This window comes from Methylobacterium sp. WL120, assembly GCF_008039465.1.
GTDB classification, from domain to species: domain Bacteria; phylum Pseudomonadota; class Alphaproteobacteria; order Rhizobiales; family Beijerinckiaceae; genus Methylobacterium; species Methylobacterium cerastii.
Genome location: NZ_VRUT01000117.1, coordinates 1 through 15,562, shown reverse-complemented (window position 1 = coordinate 15,562; position 15,562 = coordinate 1). Strand labels below are relative to the sequence as shown.

Genomic DNA, 15,562 nt, shown 5'->3' with positions numbered 1-15,562 from the left:
CCCTCCGCGGACTTGCCGGCCGGCGCCGGCGCGGCCGGCAAGTCCGCGGAGGGCAGGCCCGCGGAGGGGGCGGCAAGCGCCACGCCCGCGGTCAACGCGAGGCCGAGGGCGACGATCTGCGAGCGTGTGAGGGACGCCATGGATGCGGTCACTCCCTGGGACCCTGTTTCGACGGATGCCGGTAAAGGACAGCCTCGGGCCGGAGCGTTAAGAACGCATTAACCGCGTGCGCGAAGGGTTTGCGCGGGGGGGGCGGAAGCCCTATGTCTGCGCCGCCCGCAACATGGCGCCGAACCACCGGCGACTGCCGGACCGGGCGAAGAGACCGGCTGGGACGCCCGAGATGACCGAGACCACTGCGCGCCGCCTGCGGGGCTCCATGACCGCACTGGTGACGCCGTTCCGCGACGGCGCCTTCGACGAGGCGGCGTTCCGAAAGTTCGTGGCCTGGCAGATCGAGCAGGGCAGCCACGGCCTGGTCCCGACCGGCACCACCGGCGAGAGCCCGACGCTCACCCACAGCGAGCACGACCGCGTGGTCGAAGCCTGCATCGACGAGGCCGGCGGCCGCGTGCCGGTGATCGCCGGCGCCGGGTCGAACTCCACGACGGAGGCGGTCGAGCGGGCGCGACACGCGGAGAAGGCGGGCGCCGACGCGGTGCTCGTGGTCACGCCCTACTACAACAAGCCGACGCAGAACGGGCTCTACGCCCACTTCAAGGCCGTCAACGACGCGGTCGGCATCCCGATCATCATCTACAACATTCCTCCGCGCTCCGTCGTCGACATGAGCGTCGAGACGATGGCGCGCCTGTTCGAACTCAAGAACATTGCCGGGGTGAAGGACGCGACCGCCAAGATCGATCGCGTCAGCCTTCAGCGCCAGGCCATGGGCGAGGGTTTCATCCAGCTTTCAGGCGAAGATGCGACCGCGCTCGGCTACAACGCCCACGGCGGCCACGGCTGCATCTCCGTGGTCTCGAACGTGGCGCCGAGGCTCTGCGCCGACCTGCAGGAGGCGACGCTGTCCGGCGACTACGCCAAGGCGCTGCAGCTACAGGACCGGCTGCTACCGCTCCAGGTCGGGCTGTTCGCCGAATCGAACCCCTCCCCGGTGAAGTATGCCCTGGAGCGTCTCGGCCACATGAGCGCCGACGTGCGCCTGCCGCTGGTTCCGGTGTCGGACGAGACCAAGGCGATCGTTGACGCGGCCCTACGCCATGCCGGCCTCCTGGCCAGCTGACGCCGCGCACCAAAGAAACCGATGGCTCCCAAACCCGAACCGAACCGCCGCATCGTCGCCGACAACCGCGCCGCACGCTTCCACTATGCGATCGAGGACACCCTGGAGGCCGGTATCTCATTGACCGGCACCGAGGTGAAATCGCTGCGCAGCGGCCGCGCGACCATCGGCGAGGCCTATGCTGGGCCGTCCGGCGGCGACCTGATGCTGTTCAACGCCTACATCCCGGAATACGTCCAGGCGAGCCGCTTCAACCACGAGACCAAGCGCCCGCGGCGCCTGCTGCTGCATCGCCGCCAGATCGACAAGTGGATCGGCGCGACGCAGCGCCAGGGCTACACGGTGGTGCCCTTGAAGATCTACTTCAACGAAAAGGGCCGTGCGAAGGTCGAGCTCGGCCTCGGCAAGGGCAAGCAGGCCCACGACAAGCGCGAGGCCAGCAAGGAGCGCGACTGGCAGCGCGATCGCGCTCGGATTTTACGCGACCGGGGGTAGGTCTCGGATCGCTGCGCGCAGGCCGCCACGCCGGGCAACGGGAACACGGATCGCGCCAAAACCCCAACGCGCCTCCCCTCCCCCCTTTGCGGAGGAGGGAAGGCGCGGATGCCTCACGCAATGTTAGAGTTCGACGGTACGCCTGAGGGTGCGAGCCGTAACGCCGCTTCTCGCACGCCTCTCCCCTTGAGTCGGAGCGACGCCATGGATCCGAACCTCGCCCTGCCCGCCGACCTCCCCGCCCCGATCGACGACGGCGCGGCGGCGCATCTGGTCGAGATGCGCCTGCCCGACGTGTCGCTGGCCGCGACCGACGGGACTCGCGTTTCGCTGGCGAAGTGCGCCGGCCGCACGGTGGTCTTCGCCTATCCGCGCACCGGGGAGCCGGGAAAGCCGAACCTCGTGCCCGACTGGGATGTGATCCCCGGTGCGCGCGGCTGCACCCCGCAGGCCTGCGGCTTTCGCGATCTGCATGAGGATCTGAAGGCCCGGGGCGTCGCGCAGGTGCACGGGCTGTCGACGCAGACGAGCGCCTACCAGCGCGAGGCGGTGGAGCGCTTGCATCTGCCATTCACGCTGCTGTCGGACGCGTCCCGCGCCTACGCCATGGCGGTGCGCCTTCCGACCTTCGAGACGGCTGGCACCATCCTGCTGCGGCGGCTCACCCTCGTCATCGACGACGGAGTCGTGACGAAGGTGTTCTACCCGGTGTTCCCGCCCGATCGCAGCGCCGCCGACGTGATCGCCTGGCTCGATGCGGAGGCCATGAAGCCCTAGTCGGCGTCGGGCGCGTCCGGCGCGCCGTTCTGGCCCTGGCGGATGCCGTAGCGGCTTTCGAGGCCGGGATTCGGGCGCGTCGGCCGCTCAGCGTTGTCGCGCATGCGGTCCCCGGCCGGGCGGACCTGACGCTCTCCCGAGTCGCGGCCGACTTTGCCGATCAGCTGGACGAGGTCGACGAATTCGTCGGCCTGACGCCGGAGGTCGTCGGAGATCATCGCCGGCTGGGTCTGGATGGTCGAGACCACCGTCACCTTCACGCCGCGACGCTGCATCGCCTCGACGAGTGACCGGAAGTCGCCGTCGCCGGAGAACAGCACCATGTGGTCGATGTAGGCGCTCAGCTCGAGCGCGTCGATCGCGAGCTCGATGTCCATGTTGCCTTTGATCTTGCGGCGGCCGAGGGAGTCGGTGAACTCCTTGGCCGGCTTGGTCACAACGCGGTAGCCGTTGTAGTCGAGCCAATCGATCAGCGGACGGATCGAGGAATATTCCTGATCCTCGACCATGGCGGTGTAGTAGAACGCCCGGATCAGGTTGTCCCGGCCCTGGAATTCCTTCAGCAGCCGCTTGTAATCGATATCGAACCCGAGAGCTTTCGTCGTGGCGTAGAGGTTGGCGCCGTCGATGAACAAGGCGCTGCGTTGTAGTGCACTCATGGCACGATCCATCTTTGAAATATCGACACAGGAAAATCACGTCGCGTGCCGCGCCTGCGATGCGGGCGAACGACACGCATCAATGTTACGGCTGCCAAATCGCACAAACGGAGGAAAATCGAATTTATTTTTTAAAACGCTGGCGACGGTTCGCAATAGTAACCGGTATTCTTGAGGGGCGCCGACGAACGTGTCAAGCTCGGGCATAAAATCGGCCGCCGATCGCTTGTGGTAATGCAACCTCGTCGATATTTTTGAGAACGATTAAGCAACGACTGGTCGACATCTATCTCCCGGCAGATCAGATTAGATCCACCGGATGCTCGGTCGTGATCAAGCCTTCGTCATCACCCGGCTTCCGGGCTTCACCGGCGGCAGCGCGGCGAGTTCCGGCGGCAGGGCGTCGGGGGGATAGGTCGGGATGTCGAGGGTTACAAGCGAGACCAGGGGTAGGCCGATCTCGCCGCGGCCGCCCGATCGGTCGATCAGGCAGGCGGCCCCGACGACCTCGCCGGGCTCCGCCTGGAGCGAGGCGAGGCATTCGCGGGCGGAGAGCCCCGTCGTGACGATGTCCTCGACGATGACCGCGCGCTGGCCCGCCGGGATGCTGAAGCCGCGCCGCAGGGTGAACGGTCCGCCGGGATCGCGCTCGACGAAGATCGCCCGCGCCTCGAGGTGGCGTGCGGTCTCGTAGCCCGGCACGATACCGCCGATCGCTGGCGAGACGACGATGTCGACCTTGCCGAACCGCGCCGTGATGACGGCGGCCAGCGCCTTGCACAGGCGCTCCGTGCGCGGCGGCTCGGAGAAGATGGCCATCTTCTGCAGGAAGACCGCCGAGCGCAGGCCGGAACTCAGGATGAAATGGCCTTCGAGCAGCGCGCCCGCATCGCGGAATTCCGCCAAGACTTCGTCCGGACTCATGCGCGCGTGGCTCCTGGCGGGATTGGATGCAGACGCTGCGCTTGTGGCAGCGGCGGCAGGGGGAGGCAAGCCGCTGACCGTGCAGGGTGCGGCGTCGGCGGCGCCCAGCCGAGCGGCCGCCGTCCAAAAGATCCTCCCCATCATGCCGGGGCGGCCCGAACGAACGGCAGCCCTATCCGTTCACCCGGTCCACCCGGCTCACCGTGCGCTTGCCCCTGAGTTCCGCGACGATCGCGTTGAGGTGCTGCAGGTCCCAGACCGAGAGGTCGATGACGATGTCGGTGAAGTCCTGGGTGCGGCGCTTCATCGATAGGTTGTCGATGTTGCCGTCGTGGTCGGCGATGACCTGGGCGATCTGCGCCAGCACGCCGGGCTCGTTGATCGATTGGGTGGCCAGCCGCGCCGGGAAGCGCTCGGTGGCGTCCGCCTCGATGTCCCAGCGCACGTCGAGCCAGCGCTCGGGCTCGTTGTCGAAGGCGGCGAGCGCCGCCGACTGGATCGGGTAGATCGTCACGCCGACGCCCGGCGTGAGGATGCCGACGATGCGGTCGCCGGGCACTGCGCCGCCATCCGGCGCGAAGCTGACGGGCAGGTCGCCGGCCAGCCCGCGGATCGGGATCGCGTCGGTGCCGTCCGCCGTGCCGCCGCCGGGGAAGGTCAGGCGCATGGTCTGGTCCTTCGTGCGGATCAGCCGGCCGGCACCGTTGACGACCGGCTGCGCGACCCCCGCCGGCCCGGTCTTCCGCTCGTCCTTGTAGTCCGGGTAGACGCCGCGCACGACGTCGCCCGAGAACATCTCGCCGCGCCCCACCGCCGCGAACACGTCCTCGACCGAAGTGCGGGCCAGGCGCGGGAGCGCGCCGCGCAGCTTGTCGTCGGAAAAGCTCTTGCCCGCCCGCTCGAAGGCACGGTCGAGGATCTGGCGGCCGAGGCCTGCATATTGCCGACGCACCGCCGATCGGGTGGCGCGGCGGATCGCGGCGCGGGCCTTGCCGGTGACGACGAGCGATTCCCAGGCGGCCGGCGGCGCGGCCCCGTCCGAGCGCGAGATCTCGACTTCGTCGCCGTTGGCGAGCTCGTGCAGCAGCGGCGCCATCCGGCCGTTGATCTTGGCGCCCACCGCCGAGTTGCCGACATCGGTGTGCACCGCGTAGGCGAAGTCGATCGGCGTGGCGCCGCGCGGCAGCGCGATCAGGCGGCCCTTCGGCGTGAAGCAGAACACCTGGTCCTGGAACAGCTCGAGCTTGGTGTGCTCCAGGAATTCCTCGGGACTGTCGCCCTCGGCCAGCAGCTCGATCGTGCGGCGCAGCCACTGGTATGCGCCGCTTTCGGCGGCGAGGCGTGGGGCGACGCCGCCTTCCGACTCGCGGCCGGCGGGAAGCTTGGCGGCCTCCTTGTAGTGGGCGTGAGCGGCGATGCCGTACTCGGCGATGTCGTCCATCGTGCGGGTACGGATCTGGAGCTCGACGCGCTGGCTCTTCGGCCCGATCACCGTCGTGTGGATCGAGCGGTAGTCGTTCTGCTTCGGAGTCGAGATGTAGTCCTTGTAGCGCCCCGGCACCATCGGCCAGGTGGTGTGGACGACCCCGAGCGCGGCGTAGCAATCGTCCAGCGTCTCCACCACGACGCGGAAGCCGAACACGTCGGAGAGCTGCTCGAAGGCGACGGACTTCCGCTCCATCTTCGACCAGATCGAGAACGGGCGCTTCTGCCGGCCGGTGACGACGGCCTCGATCCCGCGGGCGGACAGCTTCGCCGTGAGGTCGCGCTCGATCGTGTCGACCAGGCTTTCGGACTTCGCCGTGAGGTCGGAGAGCCGCCGGGTGACGGTGGCGTAGATGTCGGGCTTGAGGTTGCGGAAGGACAGGTCTTCCAGCTCCTCGCGCAGCTCCTGCATGCCCATGCGGCCGGCGAGCGGCGCGTAGATGTCCAGCGTCTCCTGCGCGATCCGCTCGCGCTTGTCCGCGCGCATGTGCTGGAGGGTGCGCATGTTGTGCAGGCGGTCGGCGAGCTTGACGAGCAGCACGCGCACGTCCGCCGCCACGGCGAGCAGCAGCTTGCGGAAGTTCTCGCCCTGCGCCGCACGCTTCGAGACCATGTCGAGGCGCTTGAGCTTGGTCAGGCCATCGACGAGCGCGCCGATCTCCGGGCTGAACAGCTCGCGGATCTCGTCGAGGGTCGCGGCCGTGTCCTCGACGGTGTCGTGCAGCACGGCCGCGACGATAGTCGCGTCGTCGAGGCGCAGATCCGTGAGGATCGCGGCGACTTCGAGGGGGTGGGCGAAAAACGGATCGCCCGACGCCCGCTTCTGCGTGCCGTGCGCACGCATGGCGTAGACGTAGGCTCGGTTGAGCAGCGCCTCGTTCGTCGCGGGGTTGTAGCGCTTCACCCGCTCGACGAGTTCGTACTGGCGCATCATCCGCCGGGAGACCCTTTCCGATCAGGTTCGAGCCGAAGTTTCACGCAAGCCGCGGGCCTGCGCCAGCCCCGATCGCGTCGCAGGCCGAGAAACTGAGGTTCGCGCCAAGCAAAAGGCCCGGCGTCGCCGCCGGGCCTGATCTACGCCATCGCGTGACGGCGGCGGGGCTACTCGCCCTCGTCGTCGGTCTCGACCGGGGGCGCGAGGTTCTCGAGGCCGCGGAGCAGGTCTTCCTCGCTCATGCGGTCGAACTGCGGCGCGGAATCGTCGCTCGCGGCGGTCGGCGAGACCGCGGCGGCAGTCGGCGAGCTCGACAGCAGCGGCACGGCCTCGGCCTCCGGCTCGTCGACCTCGACGTACTTCTGCATCGAGTGGATCAGCTGTTCCTTGAGGTCGTCGGCGGTGATCGTCTCGTCGCCAATCTCGCGCAGCGCCACGACCGGGTTCTTGTCGCGGTCGCGGTCCACGGTAAGCGGGGCGCCGGCGGCGAGCAGGCGGGCGCGGTGGCTCGCGAGCAGGACGAGCTCGAACCGGTTCTCGACCTTCTCGATGCAATCTTCGACGGTGACGCGAGCCATGCGCAGCGGCTCCTTCCAGCGGATACGGGGAATGTCGGGCGGTGGCGGCTCATACACCGGATGCGGTTTGGCAACAAGCACAGCGGTTTGGAAGCGGACGCCCTTTACAGTCTCGGTCGGAAACAGTCAGAAACGATCGGCCGGAGCGGGTCGTCGTCCGGCATGCGGGAGCACGACATGACCGATCGCCTGAGCCGGCGCCACCTCCTCGGCTGCGGCTGCCACCTCGGCGGTGCCGCTCTCGCCGCCACCGCCCTGCCCACCAGTGCCTTCGCCGCGAGCCTGTCTTCCAAGAAGACCGACATGAGCCCCGATCAGGCGCTCAAGGTGATGAAGGACGGCAACGCCAGCTATCTCACCGACTCGCCGGTGCGGGCGGCACAGGGGCGCGAGCGCCGCATCGAGATCGCCCTCGGGCAGACGCCGTTCTGTGTCCTGGTGAGCTGTTCCGATTCGCGCGTTTCGCCCGAGATCCTGTTCGGCCGCGGCCTAGGAGAGCTGTTCATCGTGCGCAACGCCGGCAACACCGCCGACACAGCCGCCACCGGCTCGATCGAGTACGCGGTCTCGCAGCTCGGCGTGCCACTGGTCCTGGTGATGGGCCACAGCCGCTGCGGAGCCGTCGAGGCGGCGGTAAGCGTGGTTCGGGACAACGCACAGTTCGCCGGCTCGATCGGGCGGATGATCGAGCCGATCGTTCCGGCCGTCCTCTCGGTTCGCGACAAGGCCGGCGATTTCGTCGAGAACGCGGTGCGCGCCAACGTGAGCCGCGTGGTCTCCCGCTTGCGCACCGCCTCCGAGCCGTCGCTGCTCGATCCGCTGAAGGCGGGCAAGCTCCGCATCGTCGGGGCCGCCTACAGCCTCGACACCGGCAACGTCGACTTCTTCGACGAGGGCTGACACCCTCGCCGGTTTGTGCGCTGCATTGTTGACACCTGCGGCGGGCGGTGCGACTGCGCCGCCCTTTCCGAGCAACGGGTTAGGCGACGGAGCGACCGTGCGGGCACTTATCTTTCCGGGCCAGGGCAGCCAGGCCGTCGGCATGGGCAAGGCGCTGGCCGAGGCCTTCCCGCAGGCGCGCGCAGTGTTTTCGGAGGTGGACGAGGCGCTGAGCCAGCCGCTCGCGCGCCTGATGTTCGAGGGTCCGATCGAGGCGCTGACGCTGACCGCCAACGCCCAGCCGGCGCTGATGGCCGCGAGCCTCGCGGCGTTGCGGGTTCTGGAGGCCGAGCGCGGTCTCAACCTCGCGCGGGATGTCGCCTTCGTCGCCGGCCACTCGCTCGGCGAGTATTCTGCGCTGGCCGCCGCCGGCAGCCTGACGATCGCCGACACTGCACGCCTGCTGCGCATCCGCGGTGAGGCGATGCAAGCGGCCGTCGCCCCGGGCGACGGCGCCATGGCGGCGCTGATCGGCGCCGACACCGAGACCGCTGCCGCGATCGCGGCGGAGGCTGCCGAGGGCGTGGTCTGCGATGTGGCCAACGACAACGGCGCCGGCCAGGTCGTGCTGTCGGGCGACAAGGCCGCGGTGGAGCGCGCCGTGGCTATCGCGCAGGCGCGCGGGATCAAGCGGGCGGTGATGCTCAACGTCTCCGCGCCGTTCCATTGCCGCCTGATGCAGCCCGCCGCGGATGCCATGCGCGCGGCCCTCGAAGCGGTGACGTTGCGCGCGCCCATCGTCCCCCTCTACGCCAACGTGCTCGCCGCCCCAGTCTCCGATCCGGCCGCGATTCGCCAAAACCTCGTGGCGCAGGTGACGGGCACGGTGCGCTGGCGCGAGAGCGTCGCGGCCATGGCCGCAGCAGGCGTCGACACGTTCTACGAGGTCGGCTCCGGCAAGGTGCTGTCCGGCCTCGTCAAGCGGATCGCATCGGGCGCATCCGCGACGCCGGTCGGCACGCCGGAGGATGTGGCTGCATTCCCTCGGAGCTAGGGAAGGCAGCGCGGGTCCCCTCTCCCGTTCGGGAGAGGGACAGGGTGAGGGGTCAGGTCTTTCCGGAGAGGGCATGCCCCTCACCCCCAACCCTCTCCCGCACGGGAGAGGGGGTCCGTCACGCCGACCGGGACTGGCCCCAAAACGCCGCCGATAGAAACCAACCCGACCAACAGGTGATCACCATGTTCGACCTCACCGGGAAAAAAGCCCTCGTCACCGGCGCGACCGGTGGGCTCGGCGGCGCCATCGCGCGGTCGCTGCATGCGCAGGGGGCCACGGTGGCCCTGTCGGGCACCCGCACCGAGGCGCTGGAAGCCCTGGCCGGCGAACTCGGCGAGCGCGCCCACGTGCTGCCGACGAACCTGTCCGACACCGCCGCCGTCGAGGCGCTGGTGCCGGCGGCGGAAGCCGCGCTCGGCGGGCTCGACATCCTGGTCAACAACGCCGGCATCACCCGGGACAACATCTTCGTGCGGATGAAGGATGAGGAGTGGGACCAGGTCATCGCCGTCAACCTCACGGCCGCGTTCCGGCTGTCGCGGGCGGCGGTGCGGGGCATGATGCGCCGGCGTGCCGGGCGGATCGTCAATATCGGCTCAGTGGTCGGCACCACGGGCAACCCGGGCCAGGGCAACTACGCGGCGGCCAAGGCCGGCCTCGTCGGGCTCACCAAGGCGCTGGCGGCCGAGGTCGCCTCGCGCAACGTCACGGTGAACTGCGTCAGCCCCGGCTTCATCGCCTCGCCGATGACCGACGTTCTGAACGAGAAGCAGCGCGAGGGCATCCTCGGCCGCGTGCCCGCGGGGCGCCTCGGCGAGGGCGCAGAGGTGGCGGCCGCAGTGGTCTACCTGGCCTCGCATGAGGCGGCCTACGTCACCGGCCAGACGCTGCACGTGAACGGCGGCATGGCGATGGTGTGACGCCATCGCGCGAGGCCCCTCCATCCTGCGGAAAACGCGGCGAAATCGGCGTGCGAACCGCACCGATGAACGCTTCGTGAACCGGGCCTCGCCAGCGTCGAAACCCTGTGTTAACACCCCGGCTGCCGTGCAGGGGGTTGACGGTTCGGCGGGTTCCGAGTCCAAGGCCAACAGGATTTCAGGACCCAGCGCGATCGGTCACCGGCCGCCAGAGACAAGTCCGGCCCGACACCAAGGGCCAACGGCGGCAACGGCGCCATTCCTTTCACCCACGTAACGTGAAGTACCGAGGACCAGCAACGATGAGCGATATCGCTGAGCGCGTGAAGAAGATCGTCGTCGAGCACCTGGGCGTCGAGCCCGAGAAGGTGGTCGAGGGCGCGAACTTCATCGACGACCTCGGTGCCGACAGCCTCGACACCGTCGAGCTCGTGATGGCGTTCGAGGAAGAATTCAACGTCGAGATCCCCGACGACGCCGCCGAGACCATCCAGACGGTCGGCGACGCGGTGAAGTTCCTCGAGAAGAACTCGGCCGCCTGAGCGGTCGAAACATCCTTCGGGTCGACGCGGCGCGGGCGGGGTGGAAACGCCCGACGCGCCGCACTCGTTGTTGAAGCGGAACGGGTTCGGGATAGCGCGATGCGGCGGGTGGTGGTTACGGGTCTAGGGATGGTCACGCCGCTCGGCAGCGGAGTCGAGCACACCTGGAGCCGGCTGATCGCCGGCGACAGCGGCGCCGGCCCGATCACCACCTTCGAGACCTCCGACCTCGCCTGCCGCATCGCCTGCACCGTGCCCCTCGGGGACGGCGGCGACGGCACATTCAATCCCGACGCCTGGATGGAGCCGAAGGAGCAGCGCAAGGTCGACCCGTTCATCGTCTTCGCGATGGCGGCCGCCGGCCAGGCACTCGACGATTCCGGCTGGCACCCGAAGAGCTACGAGGACCAGTGCGCCACCGGCGTGATGATCGGCTCGGGCATCGGCGGCATCGGCGGCATCTACGACGCCTCGGTGACCCTCAAGGACAAGGGCCCGCGGCGGATCTCGCCGTTCTTCATCCCCGGGCGGATCATCAACATGGCCTCGGGCCAGGTCTCGATCGCGCATGGGCTGAAAGGCCCGAACAGCGCCGTCGTCACCGCCTGCTCCACCGGCACGCATGCCATCGGCGACGCGGCCCGGCTGATCATGCTGGGCGATGCCGACGTGATGGTCGCAGGCGGCGCGGAATCGCCGGTCGACCGGTTGTCGATCGCGGGATTCGCCGCCTGCCGCGCCCTCTCCACCGGCTTCAACGACACGCCGACCAAGGCCTCCCGCCCTTACGACAAGGCGCGCGACGGCTTCGTGATGGGCGAAGGCGCCGGCGTGGTGGTGCTCGAGGAGTACGAGCACGCCAAGGCCCGCGGCGCCAAGATCTACGCCGAGGTGGTCGGCTACGGGATGTCGGGCGACGCCTACCACATCACCTCCCCGTCCCCGGACGGCGACGGCGCCTTCCGCTGCATGACGGCCGCGGTGAAGCGCGCCGGCATCGACCCAGGCGCGATCGACTACATCAACGCCCACGGCACCTCGACGCCGATGGGCGACGAACTGGAGCTGCGCGCCGTCGAGCGCCTGCTTGGCGCCTCGGCCGCCGGCATCGCCATGTCCTCGACCAAGTCCGCCGTCGGCCACCTCCTCGGCGCGGCCGGCGCCATCGAGGCGATCTTCTCGATCCTGACCATTCGCGACGGGGTGATCCCCCCGACCCTCAACCTCGACGACCCAAGCGTCGAGACCGCCCTCGACCTCGTGCCGCACGAGGCCAAGCGGAAGCGCGTGGACATCGCGCTGTCGAACTCGTTCGGGTTTGGTGGGACGAATGCGAGCTTGGTGGTGCGGCGGATCGCCTGAATTCATCGACGCGTCTGAGCACAGCACCGAATTGCTTACTTGAAAAGAGCCCACGTGATGGCTGGAGCTCTAATTATTTGACCCGTGAAACATTTGTGGAGATAATTATAAGATTGTTCGGTTGCTTATCAAACATATAATTCCACCCAGAAAATCAATATTTCGTATCATATGCTTGTAGTTCTCCATATTGCCTCACGTATAAATCTCGTTCTAAAAAGCAAAATACTTGGGTTAACTGGCTAGACGTAATGTATACCCCTAAAAATACACGATGATCGCACTTATTCGTGCAGACATCGTGTATGCTTAAATAACCCTAAAAATTACAGCCTCTAATTACCAAGACTTCCGTTCCCCCGCATCCGGCACCCTTCCCTGCGGCGTGAGCCCGTGCACCACCTCCGGTAGCACCTGAGAGAGCTGGGACAGCAGCGAGTCCCGGTCCATCCCGGTCTGGTTTTGGAGAGCGCCGAGGGTGTCGGGGCCGAGCGCGCGGGCGAGGTCGTGGGGTTCGATGCTGCGGTTACTGCCGTGGCCGATCCACGAGTCGATCACGTCGCCCAAGCCGCCCTGGCGGAAGCGATCGACGAGGCCGTCGAGCCCGCCAAGATCGCCCGCCGTTTCATGTGCGACATGTCCTGGTGGAGGAACCTGGGCTCGATCGCCGGGTCCGTCGAGCATGCCCGAGAGGTCGCTGAAGTCGCCGGGCGGCAGCGGCGCGTCGCGACGGCCGCCCTCCTGGTCGAAGCCGCCGATGTCGCCGGGGTCCTGGCCGGCGACGTCGTCAGCCGAATGGCCGGGATCGCGGCCGTAGGGTCCGGCGCCGCCGGAGCGCTCGGTGTCGGGGCCGGGCTCCGGCCGGCGCTGGCCGCCGCCGAGAATGTCGCCGAGCGCTCCACCCAGGCCGCCGCTCGCGCCCTTGGCGAGCAGCAGCATCAGCAGGGCCTTCACGATCGGCGACATCGCACCGCCGCCCGCGTTGCCGGCATTGCCCCGTCCGCCGCCGAGCACCTGCCCGAGCACGCCGCCAATCACCGAATCGAGCAGACCCATGGTGGTTTCCTTCGCCTGTGAGGGACGGAGCGCGAGACGACGCCGCAGGAGCGTATGAAAAAGCCCCCGCCGATCAACGGCGGGGGCGGGGACGAGGTTGCGTCGTGACGGTCAGTGTGCGGCGCGCGTCCGGTCCGGCAAGTGCTGCATCGGGTTCGTCCGCGCGTCGGGGACGGTCCCGGTGTCCATCACGTCGGTGCTGGGTTTGAGCGCGTGCGGCGCCGCGACGTCGCCGTTCGCGCGCGTGGCGCCGTTCGGCAGGGTCGCAGGGGTGGGCTGGTCGATGTGGCTCGCGGCGGACTGGGCGCGGGCCGGCTCGACGAAATCGCCGAGCAGGGCGACCGCGCCGGACCCGGCAAGGCCGGCGACGAGCAGGGCGGTGGCGGCGAGGCCGGCGCGGGGGCGCAGGCCGATGTGGCGTCGAGCGGAGCGATCGAGTCTCATGGCGTGGGATCCGTTGCGTGTCTCCGGTGAGCCCGAAGGCTCTGTCTGGAGGGGCAACGCCGGATCGGGGCGCCTTGGTTCCGCGCCGTCCTCAGCTTGTCGGGGGATCGTGCGGTCGCACCCGGGCGGACTTCCGGGCGAGCGCGCCCAGCGCGCAGCCGGCGAGGTAGGACACCAGCATCGCCACCGCGCTCTCCAGCCAGAATCCCGGCACGCCGGGCACGATCCCCGCGATGGCGAGCCCGGCCAGGGCCAGGGTCGCGATTCCGAGCGCGGCGGGGATCGCCGGCCGGGCCGGCACCCCGGCGAGGCCGCCGACGGCGAGGCCGAGCAGGAGCGCGGCCAACGATCCCGGCCAAAGGCCGGCGAGGAGGAGCATCACGGCAAAACCTTCCGGAGGTCAGGGCAGCACGGCGATGGCGATGCCCGGCCGCTCCGAGGGCTTGTCGGCGACGACGACCTGGTCGAGCCCAGCGCCGGCCTGGAGCAGGTACTCGACCACCGCGCCGGCGCGCAGCCGCGGCAGGTCGGGCTCCGGCGCCTCGGCGGTCTCCTTGCCGGCCTTTGCGTCCTTGGCCGGCTTGGTGTCCTTCGCCGCCTTGGCGTCCTTCGAACCCTTCGCGTCGTTCGAAGTTTTGGTGTCCTTCGAGCCCTTGGCGTCCTTTGCGGGCACCGCCTTCGCGGCCGGCTTGGTCTCACCGGACTTAGTGGGCTCGGGCTTGGCCGACGCAGCCTTGCCGGCCTCGGGCTTGGGCGCCGCACTCGCGATACCCTGCGTCTGGGCTGCGTCCGCCACCTTCGCGTCCGGCGGGGCGGTCTTCGCCGGATCGCCGTGGCCGGCGACCGCGATGCGCAGCGACGGGCAGGTCTTGGCAAGCTCCGCGAGGCGATCGAGCACGGGATAGAAGATCGGTGACAACGCGCCTGAGCCGGGCGCGAAGCGCAGGCCGGTGCCGCCGACGAGCGCCGTCGCGGCGCTGCGGCAGGCTTCGGGGTCGCGCGTCGGCGCCGGGTTCTTCGGCACCACCGCCACGCTCGCGGTCCATCCCGCCGGCATCGCCGCCGGCAGGGTCGCGCCGACCCGCACCGCGGCCTCGCGATACAGGCTCGTGCCGGAGAGGGTCAGCGTCTGGTCGGCCACCGCGACCTCGCCGCTCGACAGGCTCGCCAGCACCGGCACCGCGGCGGTGAGAGCCGCGGCGAGGTCCGGCGGCGCGCCGTCGGCAATGCGGGTGCGGTCGAGGATGCGCTCGCGGAAGAAGCGCGGGCGCACCACGGCGAGCAGCCGGTCGCGCGCCTCGGCATCGGGCAGGTGGCCGGACAGGCTGACGCCGTCAGCCTCGCGGCGGATCGCGACGCGGTAGGGGGAGAGCGGCTTCACCGCAAGCGCCATCGAGCCCGTCCCGACCCCGGCGGGCCGGGCGTCCCGCATCACCGCCTCGATCTCGCCGACGGCCTGGCTGTCCACGGCGTCGCCCGCCACCGACACCCGCGCGCCGTCGAAGCGCGCGCCGCCGCCCTGCATCAGCCCGACCAGGCGGATCAGGAATTTCGCCAGCGCATCCGGATCGACGTCCTTGGCGAGGCCCCGTGCGGTGCGCATCCGGTCCGTGACCGCGGTGCCGTCGGAGATCTCGCCGGCTAGGCGCCCGATCTCGGCCCGCGCGGATTCCGAAACCACGAACCCGTCGAGCACCAGCCCGCCGCCGGGCTTTCGCGACACGCTCATGGTGAAGTCGTCGGCCCGCGCGGGGACGACGTCGACGCGCCCGATGGTGTAGCCGGGCGGCGGGTCGGTCAGCGCAGTGCGCAGGGCGTCGTAGGCGGCGAGGTCCAACGCCGCACCTGAGAACGCGATCGAGAGGTCGGTCACCGTCGCGGTCCCGCCGGGGGCGAGGTTGCGCAGGCGCGCGACGGCGTAGGCCGCCGCCGCCGGGAAATCCGGCGGCGCGCCGCGGGCGGCATGCGCCGCGTCGTCGATCGCGGTCTCGTCAGGGATCTCGGCGGCCAGACGCGTCCGCAAGGCGGCGCGGCCGATCTCCGCCGGGCGGCTGCCGGAGAACGCGATGCGATCCGCCGCAGTCCGGGTCGCGCTCCAGGCGAAGGGCGCGGCCGTCTCGATCAGGCCGATCTCGGGGACGATCCGGCGCGGCTCGGGAAGCGCCTCCAATCGGGCGAGCGCCGCCGCGCGGGCGGCCGGCCCCGGC

Annotated in this window: 16 protein-coding genes; 8 read left to right on the top strand and 8 right to left on the bottom strand. The window is 69.4% G+C overall.

Annotated elements, in window-relative coordinates; genetic code table 11:
• The first annotated feature begins 343 nt into the window (after positions 1-343).
• The 3 genes from dapA to FV229_RS19185 all read left to right on the top strand — a co-directional run bounded on the left by dapA (position 344) and on the right by FV229_RS19185 (position 2,515).
• On the top strand, positions 344-1,243 hold the full coding sequence (gene dapA, locus FV229_RS19195; protein ID WP_147753493.1) for a 4-hydroxy-tetrahydrodipicolinate synthase: 900 nt from the start codon (positions 344-346) through the stop codon (positions 1,241-1,243).
• A 21-nt stretch (positions 1,244-1,264) separates the two neighbouring features.
• Positions 1,265-1,738, top strand: a complete 474-nt coding sequence (gene smpB, locus FV229_RS19190; protein ID WP_147753492.1) for an SsrA-binding protein SmpB — start codon at positions 1,265-1,267, stop codon at positions 1,736-1,738.
• 204 nt (positions 1,739-1,942) lie between these two features.
• Positions 1,943-2,515 carry a peroxiredoxin gene (locus FV229_RS19185; protein ID WP_147753491.1) on the top strand — a complete coding sequence of 191 codons (573 nt, stop codon included), beginning with the start codon at positions 1,943-1,945 and terminating at the stop codon, positions 2,513-2,515.
• Here the strand turns inward: FV229_RS19185 and FV229_RS19180 are convergent.
• The 4 genes from FV229_RS19180 to rpoZ form a co-directional block, all read right to left on the bottom strand.
• The gene (locus tag FV229_RS19180) at positions 2,512-3,174 is read right to left on the bottom strand and encodes an NYN domain-containing protein (RefSeq protein WP_147753490.1); all 663 of its coding nucleotides are present in this window, start codon (positions 3,172-3,174) and stop codon (positions 2,512-2,514) included. The genes FV229_RS19185 and FV229_RS19180 overlap by 4 nt on opposite strands.
• A 333-nt stretch (positions 3,175-3,507) precedes the next feature.
• A complete protein-coding gene (pyrE, locus tag FV229_RS19175) occupies positions 3,508-4,098 on the bottom strand; it encodes an orotate phosphoribosyltransferase (protein WP_147753489.1) in 591 nt (196 codons plus the stop codon).
• A gap of 172 nt (positions 4,099-4,270) precedes the next feature.
• On the bottom strand, positions 4,271-6,517 hold the full coding sequence (locus FV229_RS19170) for a bifunctional (p)ppGpp synthetase/guanosine-3',5'-bis(diphosphate) 3'-pyrophosphohydrolase (protein ID WP_147753488.1): 2,247 nt from the start codon (positions 6,515-6,517) through the stop codon (positions 4,271-4,273).
• A 167-nt stretch (positions 6,518-6,684) separates the two neighbouring features.
• On the bottom strand, positions 6,685-7,095 hold the full coding sequence (gene rpoZ, locus FV229_RS19165) for a DNA-directed RNA polymerase subunit omega (RefSeq protein ID WP_147727742.1): 411 nt from the start codon (positions 7,093-7,095) through the stop codon (positions 6,685-6,687).
• Positions 7,096-7,272: 177 nt separating this feature from the next.
• Between rpoZ and FV229_RS19160 the strand changes: the two genes are divergently transcribed.
• The 5 genes from FV229_RS19160 to fabF all read left to right on the top strand — a co-directional run bounded on the left by FV229_RS19160 (position 7,273) and on the right by fabF (position 11,855).
• Positions 7,273-7,995 (top strand): carbonic anhydrase, encoded by a 723-nt coding sequence (locus tag FV229_RS19160; protein ID WP_147753487.1) that lies wholly within the window; start codon positions 7,273-7,275, stop codon positions 7,993-7,995.
• Between the two features lie 97 nt (positions 7,996-8,092).
• Positions 8,093-9,028: an ACP S-malonyltransferase gene (gene fabD / locus FV229_RS19155; RefSeq protein ID WP_147753486.1), complete on the top strand. Its 936-nt coding sequence runs from the start codon at positions 8,093-8,095 to the stop codon at positions 9,026-9,028.
• 185 nt (positions 9,029-9,213) lie between these two features.
• Complete coding sequence (gene fabG / locus FV229_RS19145) at positions 9,214-9,951, top strand: 3-oxoacyl-[acyl-carrier-protein] reductase (protein WP_147753494.1); 738 nt, start codon at positions 9,214-9,216, stop codon at positions 9,949-9,951.
• 302 nt (positions 9,952-10,253) lie between these two features.
• Positions 10,254-10,493 carry an acyl carrier protein gene (locus tag FV229_RS19140; RefSeq protein ID WP_066926221.1) on the top strand — a complete coding sequence of 80 codons (240 nt, stop codon included), beginning with the start codon at positions 10,254-10,256 and terminating at the stop codon, positions 10,491-10,493.
• A 99-nt stretch (positions 10,494-10,592) separates the two neighbouring features.
• The gene (gene fabF, locus FV229_RS19135; RefSeq protein WP_147753484.1) at positions 10,593-11,855 is read left to right on the top strand and encodes a beta-ketoacyl-ACP synthase II; all 1,263 of its coding nucleotides are present in this window, start codon (positions 10,593-10,595) and stop codon (positions 11,853-11,855) included.
• Between the two features lie 339 nt (positions 11,856-12,194).
• On the opposite strand, the gene FV229_RS19130 is transcribed toward fabF, so the two are convergent.
• The 4 genes from FV229_RS19130 to FV229_RS27520 form a co-directional block, all read right to left on the bottom strand.
• Entirely contained in the window at positions 12,195-12,911 is a 717-nt protein-coding gene (locus FV229_RS19130) for a YidB family protein (RefSeq protein ID WP_147753483.1), read from the bottom strand.
• Positions 12,912-13,022: 111 nt separating this feature from the next.
• Positions 13,023-13,355 (bottom strand): hypothetical protein, encoded by a 333-nt coding sequence (locus tag FV229_RS19125; RefSeq protein ID WP_147753482.1) that lies wholly within the window; start codon positions 13,353-13,355, stop codon positions 13,023-13,025.
• A gap of 91 nt (positions 13,356-13,446) precedes the next feature.
• On the bottom strand, positions 13,447-13,734 hold the full coding sequence (locus tag FV229_RS19120; protein WP_348644195.1) for a hypothetical protein: 288 nt from the start codon (positions 13,732-13,734) through the stop codon (positions 13,447-13,449).
• A gap of 21 nt (positions 13,735-13,755) precedes the next feature.
• A partial coding sequence (locus FV229_RS27520) for a BON domain-containing protein (RefSeq protein WP_187275201.1) occupies positions 13,756-15,562 on the bottom strand: 1,807 nt, incomplete at its 5' end.

Coding starts and splice junctions, on each gene's coding strand:
- dapA (WP_147753493.1), top strand. CDS start 344: ATGACCGAGACCACTGCGCGCCGCCTGCGGGGCTCCATGACCGCACTG.
- smpB (WP_147753492.1), top strand. CDS start 1,265: ATGGCTCCCAAACCCGAACCGAACCGCCGCATCGTCGCCGACAACCGC.
- FV229_RS19185 (WP_147753491.1), top strand. CDS start 1,943: ATGGATCCGAACCTCGCCCTGCCCGCCGACCTCCCCGCCCCGATCGAC.
- FV229_RS19180 (WP_147753490.1), bottom strand. CDS start 3,174: ATGAGTGCACTACAACGCAGCGCCTTGTTCATCGACGGCGCCAACCTC.
- pyrE (WP_147753489.1), bottom strand. CDS start 4,098: ATGAGTCCGGACGAAGTCTTGGCGGAATTCCGCGATGCGGGCGCGCTG.
- FV229_RS19170 (WP_147753488.1), bottom strand. CDS start 6,517: ATGATGCGCCAGTACGAACTCGTCGAGCGGGTGAAGCGCTACAACCCC.
- rpoZ (WP_147727742.1), bottom strand. CDS start 7,095: ATGGCTCGCGTCACCGTCGAAGATTGCATCGAGAAGGTCGAGAACCGG.
- FV229_RS19160 (WP_147753487.1), top strand. CDS start 7,273: ATGACCGATCGCCTGAGCCGGCGCCACCTCCTCGGCTGCGGCTGCCAC.
- fabG (WP_147753494.1), top strand. CDS start 9,214: ATGTTCGACCTCACCGGGAAAAAAGCCCTCGTCACCGGCGCGACCGGT.
- FV229_RS19140 (WP_066926221.1), top strand. CDS start 10,254: ATGAGCGATATCGCTGAGCGCGTGAAGAAGATCGTCGTCGAGCACCTG.
- fabF (WP_147753484.1), top strand. CDS start 10,593: ATGCGGCGGGTGGTGGTTACGGGTCTAGGGATGGTCACGCCGCTCGGC.
- FV229_RS19130 (WP_147753483.1), bottom strand. CDS start 12,911: ATGGGTCTGCTCGATTCGGTGATTGGCGGCGTGCTCGGGCAGGTGCTC.
- FV229_RS19125 (WP_147753482.1), bottom strand. CDS start 13,355: ATGAGACTCGATCGCTCCGCTCGACGCCACATCGGCCTGCGCCCCCGC.
- FV229_RS19120 (WP_348644195.1), bottom strand. CDS start 13,734: ATGCTCCTCCTCGCCGGCCTTTGGCCGGGATCGTTGGCCGCGCTCCTG.